The sequence below is a fragment of the Corallococcus sp. EGB genome (assembly GCF_019968905.1).
Lineage (GTDB): Bacteria > Myxococcota > Myxococcia > Myxococcales > Myxococcaceae > Corallococcus.
Map to the genome: position 1 here is coordinate 5415038 of NZ_CP079946.1, position 20773 is coordinate 5435810.

General features: G+C 69.7%; 22 protein-coding genes. 11 read left to right on the forward strand and 11 right to left on the reverse strand.

Annotated features, from left to right (window positions below):
* Positions 1–24: 24 nt before the first annotated feature.
* A complete protein-coding gene (locus KYK13_RS22320) occupies positions 25–207 on the reverse strand; it encodes a ribbon-helix-helix domain-containing protein (RefSeq protein WP_014397342.1) in 183 nt (60 codons plus the stop codon).
* A gap of 93 nt (positions 208–300) precedes the next feature.
* Between KYK13_RS22320 and KYK13_RS22325 the strand changes: the two genes are divergently transcribed.
* Positions 301–900 (forward strand): hypothetical protein, encoded by a 600-nt coding sequence (locus KYK13_RS22325; RefSeq protein ID WP_223632842.1) that lies wholly within the window; start codon positions 301–303, stop codon positions 898–900.
* A gap of 60 nt (positions 901–960) precedes the next feature.
* Here the strand turns inward: KYK13_RS22325 and KYK13_RS22330 are convergent, their stop codons facing one another.
* The 4 genes from KYK13_RS22330 to KYK13_RS22345 form a co-directional block, all read right to left on the reverse strand.
* Complete coding sequence (locus KYK13_RS22330; protein ID WP_223646711.1) at positions 961–1347, reverse strand: cupin domain-containing protein; 387 nt, start codon at positions 1345–1347, stop codon at positions 961–963.
* Between the two features lie 3 nt (positions 1348–1350).
* Entirely contained in the window at positions 1351–2292 is a 942-nt protein-coding gene (locus tag KYK13_RS22335) for an SPOR domain-containing protein (protein WP_223632844.1), read from the reverse strand.
* 172 nt (positions 2293–2464) lie between these two features.
* Positions 2465–3511: a tRNA 2-thiouridine(34) synthase MnmA gene (mnmA, locus tag KYK13_RS22340; RefSeq protein WP_223632847.1), complete on the reverse strand. Its 1047-nt coding sequence runs from the start codon at positions 3509–3511 to the stop codon at positions 2465–2467.
* Positions 3512–3603: 92 nt separating this feature from the next.
* Positions 3604–4869, reverse strand: coding sequence for a CCA tRNA nucleotidyltransferase (locus KYK13_RS22345; protein WP_223632849.1), 1266 nt, complete (start codon positions 4867–4869; stop codon positions 3604–3606).
* Positions 4870–5086: 217 nt separating this feature from the next.
* On the opposite strand from KYK13_RS22345, the gene KYK13_RS22350 reads away from it, so the two are divergent.
* The 4 genes from KYK13_RS22350 to KYK13_RS22365 all read left to right on the forward strand — a co-directional run bounded on the left by KYK13_RS22350 (position 5087) and on the right by KYK13_RS22365 (position 7031).
* Positions 5087–5476, forward strand: coding sequence for a hypothetical protein (locus tag KYK13_RS22350; RefSeq protein ID WP_223632862.1), 390 nt, complete (start codon positions 5087–5089; stop codon positions 5474–5476).
* Between the two features lie 71 nt (positions 5477–5547).
* On the forward strand, positions 5548–5988 hold the full coding sequence (locus tag KYK13_RS22355; protein WP_223632864.1) for a DUF4326 domain-containing protein: 441 nt from the start codon (positions 5548–5550) through the stop codon (positions 5986–5988).
* Positions 5989–6097: 109 nt separating this feature from the next.
* Positions 6098–6718, forward strand: a complete 621-nt coding sequence (locus KYK13_RS22360) for a DUF1877 family protein (protein WP_223632866.1) — start codon at positions 6098–6100, stop codon at positions 6716–6718.
* A 1-nt stretch (position 6719) separates the two neighbouring features.
* On the forward strand, positions 6720–7031 hold the full coding sequence (locus tag KYK13_RS22365; protein WP_223632868.1) for a hypothetical protein: 312 nt from the start codon (positions 6720–6722) through the stop codon (positions 7029–7031).
* Positions 7032–7081: 50 nt separating this feature from the next.
* Here KYK13_RS22365 and KYK13_RS22370 read toward each other — a convergent pair whose 3' ends face one another.
* A complete protein-coding gene (locus KYK13_RS22370; protein WP_223632870.1) occupies positions 7082–7372 on the reverse strand; it encodes a hypothetical protein in 291 nt (96 codons plus the stop codon).
* Between the two features lie 303 nt (positions 7373–7675).
* Here KYK13_RS22370 and KYK13_RS22375 point away from each other — a divergent pair, with 303 nt between their 5' ends.
* Positions 7676–8665: an aldo/keto reductase gene (locus tag KYK13_RS22375; protein ID WP_223632872.1), complete on the forward strand. Its 990-nt coding sequence runs from the start codon at positions 7676–7678 to the stop codon at positions 8663–8665.
* A gap of 8 nt (positions 8666–8673) precedes the next feature.
* On the opposite strand, the gene KYK13_RS22380 is transcribed toward KYK13_RS22375, so the two are convergent.
* A complete protein-coding gene (locus KYK13_RS22380) occupies positions 8674–9579 on the reverse strand; it encodes a LysR family transcriptional regulator (RefSeq protein WP_223632875.1) in 906 nt (301 codons plus the stop codon).
* Between the two features lie 145 nt (positions 9580–9724).
* On the opposite strand from KYK13_RS22380, the gene KYK13_RS22385 reads away from it, so the two are divergent.
* Positions 9725–10768, forward strand: coding sequence for an NAD(P)-dependent alcohol dehydrogenase (locus KYK13_RS22385; RefSeq protein WP_223632878.1), 1044 nt, complete (start codon positions 9725–9727; stop codon positions 10766–10768).
* A gap of 152 nt (positions 10769–10920) precedes the next feature.
* Positions 10921–11805: an OmpA family protein gene (locus tag KYK13_RS22390; RefSeq protein WP_223632881.1), complete on the forward strand. Its 885-nt coding sequence runs from the start codon at positions 10921–10923 to the stop codon at positions 11803–11805.
* Positions 11806–11817: 12 nt separating this feature from the next.
* Here KYK13_RS22390 and KYK13_RS22395 read toward each other — a convergent pair whose 3' ends face one another.
* Complete coding sequence (locus tag KYK13_RS22395) at positions 11818–12051, reverse strand: hypothetical protein (RefSeq protein ID WP_223632884.1); 234 nt, start codon at positions 12049–12051, stop codon at positions 11818–11820.
* A gap of 263 nt (positions 12052–12314) precedes the next feature.
* Between KYK13_RS22395 and KYK13_RS22400 the strand changes: the two genes are divergently transcribed.
* Both KYK13_RS22400 and KYK13_RS22405 read left to right on the forward strand, forming a co-directional pair.
* Entirely contained in the window at positions 12315–13331 is a 1017-nt protein-coding gene (locus KYK13_RS22400; RefSeq protein ID WP_223632886.1) for an alcohol dehydrogenase, read from the forward strand.
* Positions 13332–13455: 124 nt separating this feature from the next.
* The gene (locus KYK13_RS22405; protein WP_223632888.1) at positions 13456–14985 is read left to right on the forward strand and encodes a M20/M25/M40 family metallo-hydrolase; all 1530 of its coding nucleotides are present in this window, start codon (positions 13456–13458) and stop codon (positions 14983–14985) included.
* 48 nt (positions 14986–15033) lie between these two features.
* Here KYK13_RS22405 and KYK13_RS22410 read toward each other — a convergent pair whose 3' ends face one another.
* The 3 genes from KYK13_RS22410 to KYK13_RS22420 all read right to left on the reverse strand — a co-directional run bounded on the left by KYK13_RS22410 (position 15034) and on the right by KYK13_RS22420 (position 19783).
* Positions 15034–15231 (reverse strand): hypothetical protein, encoded by a 198-nt coding sequence (locus tag KYK13_RS22410; RefSeq protein WP_223632891.1) that lies wholly within the window; start codon positions 15229–15231, stop codon positions 15034–15036.
* Positions 15232–15397: 166 nt separating this feature from the next.
* Positions 15398–17476 (reverse strand): sodium-translocating pyrophosphatase, encoded by a 2079-nt coding sequence (locus KYK13_RS22415; RefSeq protein ID WP_223632895.1) that lies wholly within the window; start codon positions 17474–17476, stop codon positions 15398–15400.
* Between the two features lie 612 nt (positions 17477–18088).
* Complete coding sequence (locus KYK13_RS22420; RefSeq protein ID WP_223632898.1) at positions 18089–19783, reverse strand: alpha/beta-hydrolase family protein; 1695 nt, start codon at positions 19781–19783, stop codon at positions 18089–18091.
* Positions 19784–20004: 221 nt separating this feature from the next.
* Between KYK13_RS22420 and KYK13_RS22425 the strand changes: the two genes are divergently transcribed.
* Positions 20005–20724: a hypothetical protein gene (locus KYK13_RS22425; protein ID WP_223632901.1), complete on the forward strand. Its 720-nt coding sequence runs from the start codon at positions 20005–20007 to the stop codon at positions 20722–20724.
* Positions 20725–20773: the final 49 nt, after the last annotated feature.

The following is a 20773-nucleotide window of genomic DNA, read 5'->3' on the forward strand; positions in this document are numbered from 1 at the left end:
GCTCGTCACGTCACGCCTCGTTCGTCAGGAGAGTTCGTCGAAGGTCGCTTGGCCCGGCAGCTGCGCCTTGTACTTCTCCAGCACCAGGTCGATGCCCTGCCGGATGTATTCGGCCACGGGCACCTTGGTCTTCTGGTTCAGCGCCTTGAGCAGTTCGTTCTGCTCCGGAGTGATGTAGATGGTGGTGCTGACTTTCTTTCGGGCCATGGCGATACGTGAAAATATATGGAATGACGTGGCCTGCGAAAGCACGGAGTGGTGATGCCACAAAGTTGGCGTCCCACCGACCCGAGAGGCACCATGGCTTCTAGCAACCACTTGATCTTCCTGGGTTTCATGGCGGCAGGCGCGCTCGCTGGCTGCGCGGCGTCAAAGCCGGCGGAGGCCCCGGACCAGGTGCGCAAGCGCCCGGAGGCGGAGGCCATCCGCGGGCAGCAGCAGCCCGGGGAGACCGTCACGGAGCTGGACGCCAACGGCGACGGCCGGACGGACGTCTGGGAGTACCGGGTGAAGGACGTGCTGGTGCGCAAGGAGCTGGATCTGAACTGGGACGGCCGCGTGGACGTCACCCAGTACCTGGATCCGCAGGGCGCGAAGGTCCGCGAGGTGATGGACCTGGACTACGACGGCAAGGTGGACGCCACGTACTTCTACGCGGAGGGCAAGCGCACGAAGGGTGAGCGCGACCTGGACGGCGATGGGCGCATGGACTCGTGGCTCTACTACGAGAACGACACGCTCGTGCGGAAGGAGCGTGACGCGAACCACGACGGCCGCGTGGACTACTGGGAGTACTGGGAGAACGGCCAGGTGGCCCGCATTGGCGAGGACCTGGACGGCGACGGCACCGTGGACCAGTGGACGCGCAACCCGGGCGCGGCGGCGAAGTCCAAGGAGTGACGCCGGGAGCCCGCGCCGGCGCTCCTTCCGGTCGCGCCAGCGTGCGGGATGCGGCGAAGGCTACGGCGCGCTGGTGCCCGTGCGCCCGTAGGAGTCCTCCAGGCGCACCACGTCGTCCAGTTCGGGGGTGCTGACCTCGAGGATGTCGCAGTCGGTGATGGCGACCATGCGGTGCTTCATCAGCGGCTTGATGTGGTAGCTCTCACCGGGGTTCATCTCCTTCTCGATGAGGCCCTGGCCCTCGTCGACGACGAAGAGGAGCTTGCCGCTCTGGACGTGGATGGTCTCGTCCTTGCGGTTGTGGAACTGGAGGCTCAGCTTGTGGCCCTGCTTCACGTGCAGGAGCTTGCCCACGTAGCGCTCCGTGTGGGCCCAGATGAGCTCGTGACCCCAGGGCTTCTCCACCCGCTTCGTCGTCATCATGTTGCTTCGTCTCTTCCTTGCCAGGCGCTAGTTCGTGCCGGCCACGTACGCGTCGAGCTGGGTCTCGCGCTTGAAGTCCGTCAGGTACCGGCCCGCGGCCTCCTTCGAGGGGAAGCTGCCCATCCGGACGCGGTACCAGGTGCCCTTTCCAGGCACCTCGGCTGCAAGGATATAGGGGGCATAGCCCCGGTCACGCAACCGGGCCGCGAAACGGTCGGCGTCCTGACGGCTCTGGAAGGCGGAGAGCTGGAGCGTGAACGCCCCACCCTTCACGGCCTCCGAGGGGCGCGGCGGCTCGGGCGGCAGCGCCTGGGCCCGAGCGATGGCTTCCTTCATGCCCCCGTCGCGCACGGCGGTGCGGGTGGCCACCGGGGTCTCCTCCACCTTTCCCTTCACCGGCTCCGCCTTGACGGGCTCCGGCTTCGCGACGGCGGCGACGACCTTGGCGGGCTCCGAGGGCTTCGGCTCGGGCTTCGCGAGCGGCTTGCCGTTGGCGATGGCGTCCTCCTCGGCGGCGTCCATCGCGGGCAGCTCGCCCGTGTCGGGGTCCGGCGTGGGGGCGGGGGCGGCGGGCTTCGCGGCGACGGCCTTGGGGGCCTCCGCGGGCTTGGGGGCTTCCGGCTTCGGCTCGGGCTTCGCGGCGGCGGCCTTGGGGGCCTCCGGCTTCGCGGCGGGCTTGGTGGGCAGCGGCGGCAGCGGCTCCGAGCCCGTCTTGCGGGTGAGCTCGTCCGGGAAGGTGAGCGGCGGATCCTGGCGCGCGTCGTTGAGGACCTGCGCGTTGGCGTCCAGCGCGGAGAGCAGGTCCGGGGCGGCGGCCGTCTGCGCGTCGCTCGCCAGCTTCTTGCCCACCACCACGCCCAGCACGAACACGGCGCCCATCACGACGATGCCGGCGATCAACAGGCTGACGATCTGCCGGTTGTCCAGCGAGACGTCGAACTTCTCCTTCATCCGGTGGGCGTCACGCATGGCGGGGCAGACCTCAAAGTGCGCGCTCGCGGCCGTGTAACGGCCTGTAGCGACAACGTGCGCGCAAGCTACGCCCCACCCCCAGGCGGGTCAAATTCACGGAGGCGGTGAAGCCCCTGTGCGCGGGAGGCAGGAAGTCGGCCCCGGCGGCGTCAGGACCCGCCGGGTTGGCTCAGACGATCCACCCGCCGCCGAGCACGCGATCGCGATCGTAGACGACCGCGGCCTGCCCCGGCGTGACGGCGCGCGCGGGCGCGTCGAGCTTCACGGACACCAGGCCGTGCTGCGAGATGTGGATCCGTCCCGGTGCGCCCGCGTGGCGGTGGCGGATGCGGACCTCCACGGACTGCTCGGGCGGGGGCGGCCCGTCCACCCAGTGCGGCTGGAGCAGGCCGAACTGCGCGCGGCCGGTGCCCTCCGCGGGGCCCACGACGACGCGGTTCGTCTCCGGCTCCAGGCGCTGCACGTAGCGCACCTCACCACCACCCAGGTTGAGTCCCTTGCGCTGGCCCACGGTGAAGCGGTGGATGCCGTTGTGCCTGCCCAGCACGTTGCCGTCGGGGTCCACGACTTCACCGGAGGGCTGGGGGCCGGCGACCTTCTCCACGAACCCGGCGTAGTCGCCGTCGGGCACGAAGCAGATCTCCATGCTCTCCGGCTTGTGGGTGGTGGGCAGGTTGTGGCGCTCGGCGACGGCGCGCACCTCCGCCTTGGTGAGGTGGCCCACGGGGAAGAGGACGTCCTTCAGCTCCTCCTGGCCCAGGGTGAAGAGGAAGTAGCTCTGGTCCTTGGCGGCGTCCACGGCGCGGCGCAGGTGGAAGCGGCCGTCCACCTCCTCCACCTGGGCGTAGTGGCCGGTGGCGAGCCGGGCGCCCAGGGCGCGCGCGCGCTTGAGGAGGAAGTTGAACTTCACGTCGCGGTTGCAGCTCACGCAGGGGATGGGCGTCTTGCCGCCCAGGTACGACTGGACGAACGGATTGACGACCCGGTCCTGGAAGATCTCCTCGGCGTTGGCTACGTAGAACGGGATGCCCAGCGTCTGGGCCACCGCGCGGGCGTCGTCGATGTCGTCCGGACTGCAGCAGCTGCCACACTTCGCGCTGCCCTCGTAGGACCAGACGCGCAGAGTGATGCCGATGACCTCGTGGCCCTGCTCCTTGAGCAGGGCGGCGGCGGCCGAGGAATCCACCCCACCGCTCATGGCAACGACGACTCGCATGGGGCTCCTTCCTACACGCCCCCGGGCCGGGACGCACGGCCCGTCGCGCTCGAGGTCCCCTCCCCTGCCCTCCGGCCGGGTGGAAGCCCCCTTCAGGGAGCGCGCGCCGCCCAGGCCGTGAGCCGCTCGCGGAGCGTGTCCGCGGTGTTGAGCGACGGGTCGTCGAGCACGCTCTCCAGGAGGTACCGGGTCGCCTCGCCCACCTTCGGCGACGGGCCGATGCCCAGCGTCTTCATGATGTCACCGCCGGTGAGCGCCAGCTCCTTGGCGGACAGGGGGGGCTTCGCGGCGGCCAGCGCCTCCAGCCGCGAGACCAGCGTCTGAAGCGCGGGCATCCGCTCCGGCGCCCGGACCTGGACGCGGGCCTTCGCGACGTCGATGAGCGCGGGCAGGTTCGCCAGGCCCACCCGGGCGAGCATCCGGCGCAGCGCGGGGTCCGCGTCGTCCACGCGCGTCTCCAGCTTCGCGTGCTCGACGAGCAGGCCGATGAGGTCGGCGGACTTGTTGGGGAACTTCAGGCGCACGCACAGCTCCTTCGCCTGCGTCGCGGTGTCGATGTCCGCGAGCAGCGTGGCCATGCGCAGGTCCGCGTCCAGCGGCGCGGCCTGCACGGCGGCGCGGGCGAGCCGGGCGGACTCCGCGTCCACGCGGGCGACCTCCGGCAGGAAGCACTCCATCAGCCCCGTGTCCGCGAGCAGGTGGAGGCCCGTCTCCGCGCGCGGGGACAGGAGCAGCTTGAGGAGCTCCTCGCGCACGCGCTCCAGCGCGACCTTGCGGAACACGGCGAGGGTGGCGGGGATGGCGTCGCGCGTTTCGGGGTCCAGGGTGAAGCCCAGCACGGCGGCGAAGCGCACGGCGCGCAGGGGGCGCAGGCCGTCCTCGGAGAAGCGCTCCAGCGCGGAGCCCACGCAGCGGATCAGCTTCGCGGGCAGGTCCACCTGGCCACCGAACGGATCCACCAGCTCGCGGTCGAGCGGGTTGTACGCCATGGCGTTGATGGTGAAATCGCGCCGCGACAGGTCCTTCACGATGTCGCGCTCGAAGGACACGGAGCTGGGGCGCCGGCCGTCCAGGTAGTCCCCCTCTGAACGGAACGTCGTCACCTCCACGTGGTTGCCGCCGGTGACGACCGTGACGGTGCCGTGCTGGATGCCCGTGGGGATGACCTTGCGGAAGGCGCGCTGCACCTCTTCCGGCAGCGCGCTGGTGGCGACGTCGAAGTCCTTGGGGTGGACCTTGCGGACCATGTCCCGCACGCAGCCGCCCACGAGGTACGTGGGATGGCCCAGCTCGCGCAGGCGGGTGATGACTTCGAGCACGGGCTTCGGAATGTCGGCGTCGTGGAGGTTGGCGATCATGTCCGCAAGGGTGGGAAGAGGCGGGCGCGTACGTTGCCGTCTTCCGGCGAGCCCTGCCACTGCGGCGGCCGCCCCGAAGCCCGGCATACGACAGATGACGTATACGTGAGTGAATGAGAGTTCAAAGGAAACTCCCGCCCACACATGCCGACAATCATTTCAAACGCAGCACACACCGCGGGCGGGGCCACGGGCCGCCGCTCCAGCGAGGCAAACCATGCTCAAGTCCATCAGCAACTACGTCTTCCAGAACCCCTCCCGCCAGCAGGTTGACCGGACGTCGGACGGCTCGAAGAGCGTCTACGGACAGCAGGTCAACGGCATGAACTACTTCCTGGACAAGCGGAACGTCGGCATCTCCGACCGGTCGCGGGACAGCGTCATCGACAACGTCATCAAGGTGGAGAGCGGGGAGCGCAGCGAGATCAACGCGCACCAGCGCGAGGTCGTGGGCTTCGCCCGGGACGCCTTCGAGAGCTTCCGCAAGGGCGATGTCCGGCAGGGGACCGTGGAGGCTGCCGGCTCGGTGCTCAACGCGGCGGGCTCGGTGTTCAAGTCCACGTACACGGAGACGCCGAGCGAGAAGAAGGGCATCGGCCCCTGGTGACCCCTGCCTGCTGACAGGCCGGGCATCACGCACGGCGTGAGGCGGGTGCGTCTGTTAACGATGCACCCGCCATGTCCGAATCCCAAACCACCGCGGTGCATGTCCACGACGCCTGTGAGGTGTACGTGGGCCGAGCCTTCCGCGCCTGGGCGAAGCCCGGGCCGCTCAACCCCGTGCCGGGCCGCTTCGGCAATCCCTTCAAGCCCGGGGGTGTGAAGACCTGGAAGGCGATGATCCGCACGTACTTCGAACCGTGGCTGGCGAAGCTGCCGCCAGAAGAAGCAGCGCGGATCCGCGATGAAGCCCAGCAGCGCATGGCGCCCGGCCCGGACGCGTTCGAATCCTTCGGCTGGTACCTGGAGCTGCGCACCCGACACGACCCGGACTTCCTGCGCGACGTGAAGACCCTGCGCGGCAAGCGGCTGGGCTGCTGGTGCAAGCCGGGCCCATGCCATGCGGATGTGTTGGCCGCCTGGCTGGACGCGTCCCCACGCACCTCAGGTCGCAATTGAAGCCAACACGCGGAGAGCCGCGAATGCCCTGGTGTTGCCCACCGGCCCTGAAGCTGCGAACCGCGCGAGCTCGCTGAAACGACTGCGGCGGGGCTGCTAGGACGGGCCCATGGGACTTGATGCGAGCTACCAGGCCCTCCCCGGCGGCTCCCCGTTGCTTGAGCTGGCGAGGCGGAACACCGGTGTGGGCGAATGGCTGTGGTGCGTCACCAGGCTTCTCCGGGAGCCGCGCGAGGAGACCCTGTCACCCGGCGGTCCGGATCCCGCGGAGCTCCAGCTCCTTGAAGCCGTGAGGGATCTGCTGCGCACCCGCCCCGATCTGGCGACGCAAAAGGTGGATCTCGATCGGCGGTGGGATCACATGCACTTCGTCCTGTCCGAGCGCCGCCGGAACGCTCCGGGAACCGAGGACGACTCCCTGGCCGGCATCGCCATTGAGGGTGAGGCGAAGATCGCCCCGCATGTGGCTGCGGGCCAGGGCGTGCCCCTGCGCTTCACTCGGCCGGAGACGGTCGAGCGGATCGCCCGGATGCTGGAAGCCGTGCGGTTCGACGCCCTTCGCGAACACTTCACCTTCGAAAACCTGAGCCAGGGGGCTGTGTACAAGTGTCCGCGCGAGGAGAACATCGACCATGCCTGGCAGTGGCTGCGCGAGCGCTTCGAACTCTTCCGCGCCTTCTACGTCACGGCCGCGCAGCACGGGGACGGAGTCCTGGTCTGCGTGAACTGAAATGAAATACACGTTCGTCTTCGTCACCGCCGCGGCGCTCCTCACGTTCCTCGCGCAGCGGATTCACGGTCTCGGATGGCTGTTACTGTGGACCGCGTTGAGCTTCGTTGTTCTCGCGCTCCTGCCCTCCCTGCTGCCCACGTGGGGCACCTACGTCCACTGCGCGCAGGGACATGGGCGCACGGGGATGAGCGCCGCCGCGCTCCTCGTGGCCCGAGGAGACCCGCCCGATGCGAAGGCGGCGCTCACGCGGGTGCGGCAGGCGCGAGCACTCAAAGCATCGGCGGAGGCGCTTCGGCCTTCACGTGATTGAAACCACGAGGCCCGGACGCGGTGCCGGGCCTCGTGGACTTTCAAAACCGCTCAGCCCTCTGCCTGCTCCGTGCCCGGATGGTCGGCGTCGCAGACCGGCGCGGTGTCGTCACTGCGCTGACTCTGCTCCGAGGAGACAGAGGCAGTCTCCTCCGAAGGCTGCGCGAACTCGAAGCAGTAGCCCGCGTCCCCACAGGTGGTCCGGAAGGTGCCCTCGTAACAGGGCTGGGTGCAGATCCCCGTGCAGACATCCCAGCACTGCGGCGGATAGGCAAAGGCGGACGCAGGGGCCACGGCGAGGACGGCGGCGACGGACAGAAGGGACTTCTTCAGCGCGTTCATCGGCACTCCTGGGGTGTGGGAATGTGTCTGCGCGACGGGCAGGCACGCCTCGCAGCAGACGCCAGCCCCGGAAGACAATGACAGACGCCCCAGGTCAGGACCGTCTCCAACTGAACGCTCGCATCACCCGATGGTCCGTCCCTGATCCACCCCAGCAGCGTGCAGCAACCCGTCGTTTCCAGCCCCGGCCGGCCGCCCATTATCAACGTGCGCTTCACAGGCCATGGACATCCACGTGCTGGTGCACGTTCGTGCCGGGCCGTATCACCTTCGTGAGACGAACCTCACGAAGGAGACCGCACGATGCAGAAGCGCAAGCTGGGAGAGAGCAACCTGGAGGTCTCGGCCATCGGGCTTGGCTGCATGGGCATGAGCCATGGCTACGGTCCTCCCGCGGACAAGCAGGAGATGCGCTCCCTCATCCGGACGGCTGTCGACCGGGGCGTCACCTTCTTCGACACCGCCGAGGTCTATGGCCCCTTCACGAACGAGGAGCTCGTCGGTGACGCGCTGGCCCCTGTCCGCGGTCAGGTGGTCATCGCCACGAAGTTCGGGTTCGGCATTGACGCCAACGGCAAGCAGTCCGGACTGGACAGCCGGCCGGAACACATCCGGCAGGTCGCCGAGGCCTCCCTCAAGCGCCTCAAGACGGATGTCATCGACCTGTTCTACCAGCACCGCGTGGATCCAGACGTGCCCATCGAAGACGTCGCGGGCGCGGTGAAGGAGCTGATCCAGCAGGGCAAGGTCCGGCACTTCGGCCTCTCCGAAGCCGGCGCGAAGACGATCCGCCGCGCGCATGCCGTCCTCCCCGTCACCGCCCTCCAGAGCGAATACTCCCTGTGGTGGCGGGAGCCGGAGAAGGAGATCCTCCCAACGCTCGAGGAGCTCGGCATCGGGTTCGTCCCCTTCAGCCCCCTGGGCAAGGGCTTCCTGACGGGGAAGTTGCCGGAGTCCTCCCAGCTCGACAAAAACGACTTCCGCAACATCCTTCCGCGCTTCACGCCGGAGGCGCGCAAGGCGAACCAGGCCTTCGTGGACCTGCTGGGCACCGTTGCCGCCCGGAAACGCGTGACCCAGGCCCAGCTCGCGCTGGCGTGGGTCCTGGCGCAGAAGCCTTGGATGGTCCCCATCCCGGGCACCACGAAGTTGAACCGGCTGGAGGAGAACCTCGGCGCGGCCCAGGTGGAGCTGACCGCGGACGACGTCGGCGAAATCGACGCCGCCGCCGCGAAGCTCACGGCGCAGGGGGCTCGTTACCCCGAGCACCTGGAGAAATTGACCGGCCGCTGAGGTCCTCGTCACACCCCCTTGGCCGCCAGCTCCCGCGCCGCTTCGACGAAGAGCCGCAGCGGCGTGGATCGCTGCGCACGGCTGGGATGGTAGAGAAAGAAGCCAGGGACCGTGGGCGCATAGGCTTCCAGCACCCGCACGAGCTTCCCGGTGCGCAGCCGCTCCTCCACCGCGGGCTCGAAGGCGTACGCCAGCCCCACATCCGCTTCCGCCAGGGCGGCCGGCAGATGGATGTCATTGGTGACGACGCCTCCGCGCACGGGCACGCGCCAGCTCTTGCGTCCCCGCTCCAGCTCCCACGGGTACAGCGTCCCGGTCGTCTGCGAACGGAAGGTGATGCACTCATGCTTCAACAGGTCCTCGGGACGCTGGGGCGTGCCATGGCGCGCGAGGTAGCCGGGTGAGCCCACCACCACGAAGCGGAACGCGTCGGTGAGCCGCACCTGCACCATGTCGCGCTGGATGGACTCGCTCAGCCGCACGCCCGCGTCGTAGCCCTCAGCCACGATGTCCACGAAGCGGTCCTCGACGGCGACCTCCACCTCGATCCTGGGATGGCGCGCACGGAACGTGGGGACCACCGGCGTGATGACGTAGGGCACCGCCGCCGTCAGCACCGTCAGGCGCACCTGGCCCACCGCCTCTCCCGGCTGCGCGGACACCTCGCGGAGCGTGGCGAGCGTCTGGCCCACCGCCGGGCCCGCTCCCTCCAGGAGCCGCCGGCCCGTGTCCGTCAGCGACACGCTGCGGGTCGTTCGCGTGAGCAGCACCACGTGCAGCTGTTCCTCCAGCTGCCGCACCGCCTGACTCACCGCGGCCGTGGACACGCCCAGCTCGCGCGCCGCGCCGCTGAAGCTGCGCAGCCGGGCCACGACGAGGAACACCTGCAACTGCGTGAAGGGCGCCGTTGTCATTCGCGAGGACCGCCTTCGGACCCATTGTTAACTCCGCGTTAAGAGCCTATTGGCTCCTTCGCGCGTAGTCATCCGCGGGTCCGTCGCGTATCTCTCTTCGCGTGAACGGGGCTCGACGGCCCCCTTGCTCCTGGAAAGAGGACTCATGCCTACCGTCAACGCCTACGCCGCCACATCCGCGACGTCTCCGCTCGGTCCCCTGGCCATCCAGCGCCGTGAGCTGGGCCCGAACGACGTGCTCATCGAGATCAAGTTCTGCGGCATCTGCCACTCCGACATCCACACCGTCCGCGGCGAGTGGGGCGAGTCCGCCTACCCGCTCGTCCCCGGCCATGAGATCGCCGGCATCGTCACGGGGGTCGGCGCCAAGGTCACGAAGCACGCCGTCGGCGACCGCGTGGGCGTGGGCTGCATGGTGGATTCGTGCGGCGACTGCTCGTCCTGCCGCAAGGGTGAGGAGCAGCACTGCCTCAAGGGCATGATCGGGACCTACGGCGCAACCGGGAAGGACGGCCAGCTCACCCAGGGCGGCTACTCCACGCACATCGTGGTGACCGAGGACTTCGTCCTGAAGATTCCGGAGGGCATCCCGCTCGACGCCGCCGCGCCGCTCCTGTGCGCCGGCATCACCACGTACTCGCCGCTGCGCCGCTGGGGCGCGGGCCCCGGCAAGAAGGTGGCCATCGTGGGTCTGGGCGGCCTGGGGCACATGGCCGTGAAGCTGGCTCGCGCGATGGGCGCGGAGGTGACGGTCCTGTCGCAGTCGCTGAGCAAGAAGGAGGACGGCCTGCGGCTGGGGGCGCACCACTACTACGCCACCAAGGACGCGGAGACGTTCCAGAAGCTCGCCGGCACGTTCGACCTCATCGTGAACACCGTGAGCGCGAAGATCGACCTGGACGCGTACCTCTCGCTGCTGGCGCTGGATGGCGCGCTCGTCACCGTGGGTGCTCCGCCGGAGCCGCTCTCCCTCAACGCGTTCTCGCTCTTCATGCCCCGCCGCACCTTCACGGGGTCGCTCATCGGCGGCATCCCGCAGACGCAGGAGATGTTGGACTTCTGCGCGAAGCACCACATCGGCGCGGACATCGAGGTCATCCCCGCCAGCAAGATCAACGACGCCTACGAGCGCGTGCTCGCCTCCGACGTCCGGTACCGGTTCGTCATCGACACGTCGACGTTGAAGTAACGCTGGAGAACAACACCCGGGCAGTGAAACACCGGCTGCCCTGGTTGAAACAATGCACCTCCAGATACCTGCACGCACCCGGGGCGCCTTGAGGCGCACCCGGGCGCCTTCACTAGCGTGGCCTCCGTCGATTCCACCCCGGAGGTCGCGACATGGAAGAGGAACGTGGAAGGGCCTGGGTGCCCTGGCTGGTGACGACGCTGGTGACGGTGCTCGCGGGGCTGGTGCTTTATTTGTCGCATCGCAGCACCACGCGCGCGGACGCGGAGGCGGCCTCGGCGTCTGCCCGGGCCAGTGAGGCGGAGGCCGCGAAGCAACAGCTGGAGGCGAAGCTCGCCGCGCTGGAGGCGGACCGCGCGAAGCTGACGACGGAGAAGGATCAGCTCAGCACCGAGAAGGAGCAGCTCAGCCAGACGGTGCAGGAGCAGGAGGCGGAGCTGGCGCGGCTCAAGGCCACCTACGAGGACCTCCAGGACAAGCTGAAGAAGGAGATCGCCGAGGGCGCCATCCGCCTGTCCCAGGACGGCGGCCGGCTCCAGGTGGACCTGGTCGACAAGGTCCTCTTCGATTCGGGCGACGCGAGCATCAGCGCTCGCGGCCAGGAGGTCCTCACGCGGCTGGGCGGCGTGCTGGCCAAGGTGGATGACAAGCTCATCCAGGTGTCGGGCCACACGGACGACTCGCCGCCCACGCAGAAGCTCCAGGCCACCTTCCCCACCAACTGGGAGCTGTCCGTCGCTCGCGCCGTCAACGTGGTGCGCTTCCTCCAGGAGAAGGCCGGCGTGCCCGCGAAGCGCATGCTCGCGGCGGGCTACGGCGACACACGGCCGCTGGCGGCCAATGCCTCGCCACAGGGCCGCGCGCGCAACCGCCGCATCGAGCTGCTGTTGATCCCCGAGCTGGCCGCCAGGCGGAACCCCACCCTCGCGAAGGCGGCCCCCGCCAAGGTGGTGCCCGCGAAGGCGACGCCCGTGAAGGGCTCCCCCACGAAGGCGTCCGCCGTGAAGCCCGCCGTCGGGAAGAAGTCGGTCCGGTAGGCGAGAGGCCTCCTATTCAGGGAAGTGGCTGGACATCCGCCACTTCCTTGCGTTGAACAGGTAGACCCGGGTGGCGTTGCCCTCGCCCCAGTCCACCAGTCCCTGCCGCGCGGTCTTGGGCTCGCCGTAGGGGCCCGGCTTCGAGCGCGGCGGGTAGAGCTGGAGGCAGCGCACCTCGCGCGGGAGGGCGAGCACCTCCCGGACCTTCCCACTCCTGGTGAAGAGCACCGCACGGAGCCGTTGCACGAATAGCCCTTGCCGGGGGACGCGTAATCCGGCGGGCCATCCTTGTCGAAGTCGCCCTGCACGCAAGGCCGTCCGGCGGAGCTGGCGGCCTGTCTGGAGGGGACATGCCAGGACTCTGGCAGGAACAGTCATCCCCGACTGGCGTCAGGAAGGCCGGGACAGCCGACGCCCGTCCCATCGTCCGTTGAGCGGCCTGGCGTCCCTTCTCACTCCAGGTGCGCCCGCACTGCGTCATCCCCATCCCTCCCTCCGAAGGAGGCGCCATGGCCAGGAAGATGAAAGCAGCGCAGGTGCAGAAGGCGGGCGGGCCGCTCGAGGTGGTCGAGCGTGAGGTCCCCGAGCCCGGCCCCGGGCAGGTCCGGCTCGCGGTCGAGGCCTGTGGCGTCTGCCACAGTGATGCCATCACCAAGGAAGGCTGGATGCCCATCCAGTACCCGCGGGTACCGGGCCACGAGGTGGTGGGCCGCATCGACCGCGTGGGCCCCGGCGTGACGGCCTGGAAGGAAGGACAACACGTCGGCGTGGGCTGGCACGGAGGACACTGCGGCCAGTGTGTCGCGTGCCGCAGCGGGGACTTCATCACCTGTGAGAAGCAGCAGATCTGCGGCATCAGCTACGACGGCGGCTACGCGGAGTACCTCGTCGCGCCCCAGGAGGCGCTGGCCCGGGTCCCGGAGGGGATGAGCTCCGAGGATGCCGCGCCCCTGCTCTGCGCGGGCGTCACCACGTACAACTCCCTGCGCAACATGGGGGCGCGGCCGGGCGACCTGGTCGCGGTGCAAGGCATTGGTGGCCTGGGCCACCTGGCCATCCAATATGCCCGCAAGTTCGGCTACCGCACCGCCGCCATCTCGCGCGGCGCGGACAAGCGGGCCCTCGCGATGGAGCTGGGCGCGCACGAGTACATCGATACAGAGAAGGGCTCTCCAGCCGAGGCACTCCAGAAGCTCGGGGGCGCGCGCGTCATCATGATGACCGCGTCGAGCAGCAGCCTCGCGGGCGAGCTGCTCGGAGGCCTGGGACGCAATGGAACCCTGCTGCTTCTGGGCGCGGGCTCGGAACCCATCCCCGTCAGCAGTCTGTCCATGATCTCGAAGCGCACGCGCATCCAGGGCTGGCCCAGCGGGGTTCCGCAGGACTCGCAGGAGACCATGGCCTTCAGTGCGCTCGCGGGGGTGCGTTCGCGCAACGAGGTGTTCCCGCTGGACCGCGCCGCGGAGGCCTATGCGCGGATGATGAGCAACAAGGCCCGCTTCCGCGTGGTGCTCAAGATGCGCTGAGGCCCTGGAACAGCTCGCCGCGGATCCGACGGGCCTGAGGTTTCCTGAAGCAGGGACTCTCGCTTGCCGGGGTGTGGCTGGGACGGGAATGCTTGCACCGTCCTCCGCCCCCGGTGAGCCCCGCATGTCCCCTGCCCGTCCGCTGATCCGCCTCGCGGCGCTGTCCCTCGCGCTGACCCTTCCGGCACCCTCCAGGGCCCAGGAGGCGCCTCCTTCCGCGAGCGAGCGCGAGGCCGCGCTGCTCGTGGGGACCGTGCTCGGAGGCACGCCCATGCTCGAAGACCTGCGCTCGCTGGTGGACGAGGTGGGCGGGAGGCCCACGGGCTCCGAGGCCAACCAGCGCGCCGTGGAGTGGGCGCTGGAGCGCTTCCGCGCCGCGGGCGTGACGGCGCGCACGGAGGCCTTCCCCATGCCCGCGCTGTGGCTGGAGCGTGGCGCCACCGCGTCCGTGCAGGGCCCGGGCGTACGCTTCGCCCCGCGCGTGGCCGCGATGCCCTTCTCCACCGCCACGCCCAAGGGCGGCCTCACCGCGCCGCTGCTGGACGCCGGCCGCGGCACCCCGGCGGACTTCCAGCGCCTGGGGCCGAAGGCCCGGGGCGCCTTCATGCTGGTGGAGACGGACGAGCTCAAGGACGTCGACGGGCTCTTCCGCGAGTACGACGTGGCGACGGAGATCGAATCCCGCGCGTTCGCCGCGGGCGTGGCCGGCGTCGTCTACATGGGCAGCCGTCCCGGCAACCAGCTCTACCGGCACAGCGTCTCCGTGGGCCCCCGGAACACCCGCCCCATGCTGGTGATGGAGCGCGACGGCGCGAAGCGCGCGCTGCGGCTGCTGCGCGCCGGCAAGGCCCTCACGCTCACCGCCGCGCTGGACCTGAGGACGGGCGGCCCCTACGAGTCACGCAACGTCATCGGTGAGATTCGCGGCACCACGCATCCGGAGCAGGTCATCGTGCTGGGCGCGCACCTGGACAGCTGGGACCTGGGCGGCGGTGCGCTGGACAACGGCGCCAACGTCGCGATGCTCCTCGACCTCGCGCGGCAGATGCAGCGCCTGGGCCTGAAGCCCGCGCGCACGGTGCGCTTCGCGCTGTGGAGCGGCGAGGAGCAGGGCATGTATGGCTCGGCCGGCTACACGCGCACGCACGCGGCGGAGCTGGACCGGCACACCCTGGCGCTGTCGGTGGACATCGGCTGCGGGCGCATCACCGGCTTCTACACCAATGGCCGGCCAGCGCTGGTGCCGCTGGTGGACCGGGCGCTGAAGCCGGTGGCGGGGATGGGGCCCTTCACCCAGGTGGACGTGCCGGTGGTGGGCACGGACAACTTCGACTTCATGATGCACGGCGTGGCCAACCTCATCGCCAACCAGGAGCCGGCCACCTATGGGCCCAACTACCACGCGCGCTCGGACGAGTTCGAACAGTGCGACGCGCGCACGCTGCGCGCCAACGCGGCCGTGGTGGGCGCGCTCGCGTGGGGCTTCGCCACCATGGAGGAGACCCTGCCCCGCCAGAGCCGTGCGGAGGTGGAGGCGCTCATCCGCGACACCGACCTGGGCGCGCAGATGAAGTCGTTCAATGTCTGGGAGGAGTGGACCGCCGGCACCCGGGGGCACGCCATCGAGGGCAAGCCCGCGCCGGTTCCGCGCTGACGGCCCCGGCCTCCAGGCTGCCCGCCTGGGGACCGGAAAGGCCCTGGCTCAGAAGGCCGGCTGCTCCGCGAACATCCCGGCTTCCACCTGACGTTGCAGGCCCAGCAGCCGGTCGAGCTTGAGCTTCAACTCTTCACGCAACTCGCGCTTGTCGGTGTGGACGATCTCGTCCCGCAGCGCATCGATGCTTTCAGCCAGGGAAGCGTGGAGGAGATGGATCTGCTGCGGGGACAGCTCCAGGAACATGGGACCCTCACTGGCAGAAGAACGAAGGTGATGCTTCTGCTGGAAGGGTAAGCACGCGCTCGCCCACTGCCCTTGATCCAGCCCGACAGCGCCCGGCCGGATGCCTGCCCTGCGACACCCGCGGTGCGGCGCCTGACCCATCGGGCGCCGCACCCCGGGGCTCAACTCACCGCAGCGCGATGAGCGAGGCCACGAGCAGCGACACGACGCTCATGACCTTGATGAGGATGGCCACGCCGGGGCCCGACGTGTCCTTGAAGGGGTCGCCCACCATGTCGCCGACGACGGCGGCCTTGTGGACGGCCGAGCCCTTGGCGTGCCCCGGCAGCTTGCCCTTCTCGATGAACTTCTTGGCGTTGTCCCACGCACCACCCGCGTTGGCCATGTAGAGGGCCATGGTGGCACCGACGACGAGCGCGCCGGCCAGCAGACCGGCGAGCGCGCCGGGGCCCAGCAGGTAGCCCACGAGCGGCGGCGCGACGATGGCGACGATGCCCGGGAAGATCATCTCGCGCAGGGCGCTCTTGGTGGAGATGTCGACAATCTTCTTGGGGTCCGGCTCGGCCTTGAGCTCCATCAGGCCGGGGATCTCGCGGAACTGGCGGCCAATCTCCTCCACGATGGCGCCGGCGGCGCGGCCCACGGCGAGCATGGTGGAAGCGCCCACCAGGAACGGGAGGATGGAGCCCAGCAGGAGGCCCACGATGACGTTCGGGTTGGTCAGCTCCAGGCTCATCTCCGCCAGGCCGTTGGCCAGACGCGTGTGGTTGACCTCCAGGTTGAACGCGGAGAAAAGCGCGATGACCGTGAGGGTCGCCGAGCCGATGGCGAAGCCCTTGCCGATGGCCGCCGTGGTGTTGCCCACCGCGTCCAGTTCGTCCGTGATGGCGCGCACGTCCGGGCCCAGGCCGGACATCTCGGAGATGCCGCCCGCGTTGTCGGAGATGGGGCCGTACGCGTCCACCGTCATGACCACCGCGGTACCACCCAGCATGCCCACCGCCGACAGCGCGATGCCGTACAGGCCGAGCGCGCGGTCCGCGATGTAGGCCACCAGGGCGATGGTCGCCATGGAGATGCCCACCGACTCCATGCCGACGGCGAGGCCGCGGATGAGGTTGGTGCCGGCGCCCGTGATGGAGGACTCCGCGATGCGCTGCACCGGCGTGGAGGACGTGTAGTAGTCCGTGACGAGCCCGATGATGGCGCCGCCGAAGGCGCCCGCGGCCAGCGCCACCGTGATGGACTGGGACAGGCCGAACACGTTCATCAGCACGAACGACAGGGCGGACAGGATGACCGGCGGCATGATCAGCGCGCTGCGCAGCACCTGCGCGGGGTTCATGTTCTTGAGCGCGCGCGCGATGAAGATGCTCAGCAGGCTGACCAGCAGGCCGATGGCGGACAGCGCCAGGGGGAGCACCACGCCCGCGATCTTCGCGTTCGCCGTACCGGCCGCGTCCGCCACCAGGCGGGAGAGCTCCGTCGCGTTGGCGGTCAGCGCGATGGCCATGGCGGCGACGATGGCGGCCACCATGGACTCGTAGATGTCCGCGCCCATGCCGGCCACGTCGCCCACGTTGTCACCCACGTTGTCCGCGATGACGCCGGGGTTGCGCGGGTCGTCCTCGGGGATGTTCTCGATGACCTTGCCGGCGATGTCCGAGCCCACGTCCGCGGCCTTGGTGTAGATGCCGCCGCCCACGCGCGCGAAGAGCGCGATGGAGCTGGCGCCCACGGCGAACGAGTGGAGGATGGGGGACAGCGACGGGTGGCCCCGGAACACGAAGTAGACGACGCCCATGCCGACGAGGCCCAGGCCGGCGACGGCGAGGCCCATCACGGCGCCGCCATCCAGCGCGACCAGCAGCGCGTTCGGCTTGGAGCCGGTGCGCGCGGCCTGCGCGGTGCGCACGTTGGCGAACGTGGCGGCCTTCATGCCGATGTAGCCCGCGAGCAGCGACAGGAACGCGCCCGACACGAAGCTCGCGCTCGCGATGGGGCCCAGCGCCAGTCCGATGAGGATCGCGACGACCACGCAGTAGACCGCGAGCACCTTGTACTCGCGGACCAGGAACGCCATGGCGCCTTCGCGGATGTAGCCCGCGATGCGGTTCATGGTCGCGTCGCCGTCAGGCAGTCCCTTGACGCGGAAGTAGAAGAACGCAGCGAAGAGCAGGCCCACGGCGCCGATGACGCTCGGGGCAATTGCCCAAAAATCCGATTCGAGACTCGACAACTCCATCCGTTCCTCCAGAGCAGTCCCGGGGGCCACTGACCGCTCGCCCTGCGGGGCGCTCGCGTGCCGCGCGAAATGTGCGGAGGGCCTATACGTGATTTCAGGGCAAGCGGGGAGCCTCCTCGGGCGGATCCTCGGGAGGGAGGGCCCACCCGGGGGTTCCCGCATGGGAGGGGCTCAAAGGAGCCGACCAGGACCTACGGGGCCCCTCGAGTGGATTGAAGTGCCTGGATTCACTGATGATTCAGCGCGGCGCGGGGACGGTTTTGCCGCCACTCCGGGGGGTGGGACGCCCCCCTTCCGCCATGCCGGGGGCCCTGTCCTTTCAGCCGCCGGGTATGTCAGAAGCCGCCTCCAGGTTCTTGCGTTGGGGGCTCCTGGGGCTTGCGTTGGCGCTGTTGACGGGCTGCAGCCGGGTGACCCGGGCATCCTGCACACGCAGGCGGCGCTGGACTTCCATCTGGGACGTGGCCATGGGGAAGCGTTCGCGCGACATGCTCCACGAATTGGCCTCGGAAGAGCTGCGCCAGGAGTTCCAGCGGATGCTCCGCGTGTTTGAAACGAAGTGCGTCCCGCCCCGGCCGTGACACCGGCGACGGCCAGGGAGTCCCGGCGGCCTCAACGCGTGAGGAGGAGGTTTCGGAGCCGGGCCGTCTGATCCGCGCTCCAGCCCTCGGGTCGCAGCAGCGCGACCCATCCGTCCACGTGCTCGGCGGTGTAGACGTGGCCGTGGCCGGCGGGCACCTCCATCCCCAGGGGCAGGTCCGCCGTCACCTGCCAGAAGGTCACGAAGGGGATCCACACCATCTGGCCCAGGACGTCCTCGCCTCGCGGCTCGCGCAGCCAGTCCGGCCGCTGCACCAGGAGCCGGGGACTCCACCAGATGATGGGGTCGGACGGGTGGATCAGGTACAGCACGCGGGAGCCGCCCCACGGCGCGTCCGAGGGCGGGATGTCGCTCCCCGGCCGGCGGCTGAAGCGGACGATGCGGCCATTTCTGTAGATGGGCTCCACCTCTGGGCTGCCCGGGTCCCGGTGGTCGGTGAACAGGCGATACAGCGTGTTGAAGTTCGGCGGCCCCACGAAGAGCACTCCGTCTGTGCGGTTGGCCAGGTCCCGCTCGCCGCTGAACGCGCTCTCGCCGCCGTAGGAGCCCAGGCTCTCACCGAACACGAGCAACTTCGGGCGCTGGCCGGGAGGACGCCGCGACCAGCGCTCATAGACTTCGTCGAACAGCGCCCGGCCTGACTCGCGGGCCCGCTCTTGATCCACCAGGACGGAGAGCCAGGACCACAGATGCGAGTACTGCATGGCGACGATCGCGGAGTCGCCACGCGTGATGTACTCGAAGGCGTCCACGGCCTCCGGCACCACCCAGCCACTGCCCGTGGTCGTCACCACCAACAGGTACGCGCGGTCGAAGCCACCGGCCCGCTCCAGGTCGTCGACGGCGAGCGCGGCGCGGCCCTCCGCATCCTTCGCGGAGTCGAAGCCCGCGTACGCGCGGATCGGCTCCTGCACCGCCGTGCCGTGGAACCGGGAGAGTTCTTGGACCGAGGGCCCCCGTCCGATGAAGTTGCGCCCCTCCCGTCCCAGGGACTCCCAGGGGATCATCGAGCCCGGGCCACCGGAGCGCAGCGCGGTACGGGGTGCGACCACGCCCTCATCCGTCATCCGGTCCTGCACCTCCAGCGTGCGGTCCGCGGAGCGGATGAGCCCGTTCCACAGCACCCCGCTGGCCACCAGCGCGGTGAGCACCACGACGGCCAGTCCGCTCATCGCCCGGGCCGCGCGGGGGCCCATGTACTTCGCGAGCCCCCGGGCCAGCGCGCGCGTCATCACCCGCAGGCCGCGTCCCGCGGCGACGAGCAGGACGAAGACGATTGCCGCGACGAAGGGAGCCACCAGGTATCCCGCGCGACCTGGCGAGGGCATGCCCATGAGCTCCCGGAGGCGGTGCTGCCAATGCCAGCCGAGCAGCAGCGATACGAGCATCGCCACGCACGCCGTCACGGCGAAGGCTTGCCACGCGCGCCGGCGGGGTGCCCTGGCGGGCCGGTCCGCGAACTCCCGCCAGAGCCAGGCGCCCAGGCATCCCAGCCCATAGCCCATGGCCGCGCTGACTCCGCTGACGAATCCCTGGAAGGGTCCGCTGCGCGGCAGCAGGGACGGCGTGAATGCCAGACAGGCGAAGAGCAGCGCGACCCAGGCCCCTGGCAGGGTGTAGCGGATGCCGTGGGGCCAGGTCCGGCTTACACGCCAGGCAGGGTGCGCTGCCGCAGGCTGTTCGGCGTGGGTGAGGAGGTGCTCCATGCGAACTCCCGGGCAGGCGCTCGACGCAGGGGGCGCCGAAGCTCGCTGTCTCTCCAGGGCGTACTCCAGAGGGTAGGCCCTGAGTCGGCCTCCCAGCAGCGTGCGCATGGTGGGCCCGGTTCCGAGACGACCCCTGGGCCTGGCCACCCCCTGCCCCCCCGCACACTTTGAATAAAGAATCCGGGGCCACGTCCTGGGGACGTTTCGTCGAAAGGAGCCCCATGCGCAGGACGTTCGCCGCCCTCCTCCCGCTGTGTCTGCTGGCCTTTGGCTGTGAGAACCCGCAGCACGCGCAACGGGCGACACGGCGCGACGCCATCCGCGAGGCGTACCAGCGGAGTCTGCGCACCGCCGCGACAGGCTTCGAGGAGACCCGCTGGAGCATGAGCCCCGACGAGGTGCGCGCGCAGTATCCCGGGGCGGTCCCCGTGGAGGGCGGCGGGCTCGAAGTCCAGTCGATGCGCTGGGGCATGCCTGCGGTGATCCGCTTCTCCTTCGCCCAGGAGGAGCTCGCGGCGGTGACCCTCCACCTGGGCGCCCCTGGAGATCTCCGCGAGGCCTACCGTGATCTCGCGAGCACGCTCCAGGCGCAGTTTGGCGCGCCGCAGGAGGCGCACGACTCGGCGGCGGAAGCGGCCCATCGGCAGGCCGTGGCGAGCACGCTGACGGCGCTTGCCTTCACCCTCGAGACCATCCAGGCCGTGCAGGAGCGGCGTCCTCCGGACGACGCGTACCTGGCGCAGTTGAACGACCAGGCATGGATGGGTGTCGAGGGCGCGCACCGGGACGCCTGGCAGTACACCCTGCTCACCCAATGGCATCTGTCCGCGACCGAGGTCCGCCTGCACGGGAGCCGGGAAGGTGGCCGGCAGGCCTTGTCCCTCTCCTACGCGAGCGTGACCGCGCGGTCCGGCTCCAACTCGGAGGCCCATCCGTACTAGCTTGCGCGCGATCCGCGTGGGCCTGCGCCCGCGGGAAAGGCACGGCGCT

Bases quoted from the DNA above. Each gene is read 5' to 3' on its own strand.
- KYK13_RS22320 (WP_014397342.1), bottom strand. From the start codon at position 207: ATGGCCCGAAAGAAAGTCAGCACCACCATCTACATCACTCCGGAGCAG.
- KYK13_RS22325 (WP_223632842.1), top strand. From the start codon at position 301: ATGGCTTCTAGCAACCACTTGATCTTCCTGGGTTTCATGGCGGCAGGC.
- KYK13_RS22335 (WP_223632844.1), bottom strand. From the start codon at position 2,292: ATGCGTGACGCCCACCGGATGAAGGAGAAGTTCGACGTCTCGCTGGAC.
- mnmA (WP_223632847.1), bottom strand. From the start codon at position 3,511: ATGCGAGTCGTCGTTGCCATGAGCGGTGGGGTGGATTCCTCGGCCGCC.
- KYK13_RS22345 (WP_223632849.1), bottom strand. From the start codon at position 4,869: ATGATCGCCAACCTCCACGACGCCGACATTCCGAAGCCCGTGCTCGAA.
- KYK13_RS22350 (WP_223632862.1), top strand. From the start codon at position 5,087: ATGCTCAAGTCCATCAGCAACTACGTCTTCCAGAACCCCTCCCGCCAG.
- KYK13_RS22355 (WP_223632864.1), top strand. From the start codon at position 5,548: ATGTCCGAATCCCAAACCACCGCGGTGCATGTCCACGACGCCTGTGAG.
- KYK13_RS22360 (WP_223632866.1), top strand. From the start codon at position 6,098: ATGGGACTTGATGCGAGCTACCAGGCCCTCCCCGGCGGCTCCCCGTTG.
- KYK13_RS22365 (WP_223632868.1), top strand. From the start codon at position 6,720: ATGAAATACACGTTCGTCTTCGTCACCGCCGCGGCGCTCCTCACGTTC.
- KYK13_RS22370 (WP_223632870.1), bottom strand. From the start codon at position 7,372: ATGAACGCGCTGAAGAAGTCCCTTCTGTCCGTCGCCGCCGTCCTCGCC.
- KYK13_RS22375 (WP_223632872.1), top strand. From the start codon at position 7,676: ATGCAGAAGCGCAAGCTGGGAGAGAGCAACCTGGAGGTCTCGGCCATC.
- KYK13_RS22380 (WP_223632875.1), bottom strand. From the start codon at position 9,579: ATGACAACGGCGCCCTTCACGCAGTTGCAGGTGTTCCTCGTCGTGGCC.
- KYK13_RS22385 (WP_223632878.1), top strand. From the start codon at position 9,725: ATGCCTACCGTCAACGCCTACGCCGCCACATCCGCGACGTCTCCGCTC.
- KYK13_RS22390 (WP_223632881.1), top strand. From the start codon at position 10,921: ATGGAAGAGGAACGTGGAAGGGCCTGGGTGCCCTGGCTGGTGACGACG.
- KYK13_RS22400 (WP_223632886.1), top strand. From the start codon at position 12,315: ATGGCCAGGAAGATGAAAGCAGCGCAGGTGCAGAAGGCGGGCGGGCCG.
- KYK13_RS22405 (WP_223632888.1), top strand. From the start codon at position 13,456: ATGTCCCCTGCCCGTCCGCTGATCCGCCTCGCGGCGCTGTCCCTCGCG.
- KYK13_RS22410 (WP_223632891.1), bottom strand. From the start codon at position 15,231: ATGTTCCTGGAGCTGTCCCCGCAGCAGATCCATCTCCTCCACGCTTCC.
- KYK13_RS22415 (WP_223632895.1), bottom strand. From the start codon at position 17,476: ATGGAGTTGTCGAGTCTCGAATCGGATTTTTGGGCAATTGCCCCGAGC.
- KYK13_RS22420 (WP_223632898.1), bottom strand. From the start codon at position 19,783: ATGGAGCACCTCCTCACCCACGCCGAACAGCCTGCGGCAGCGCACCCT.
- KYK13_RS22425 (WP_223632901.1), top strand. From the start codon at position 20,005: ATGCGCAGGACGTTCGCCGCCCTCCTCCCGCTGTGTCTGCTGGCCTTT.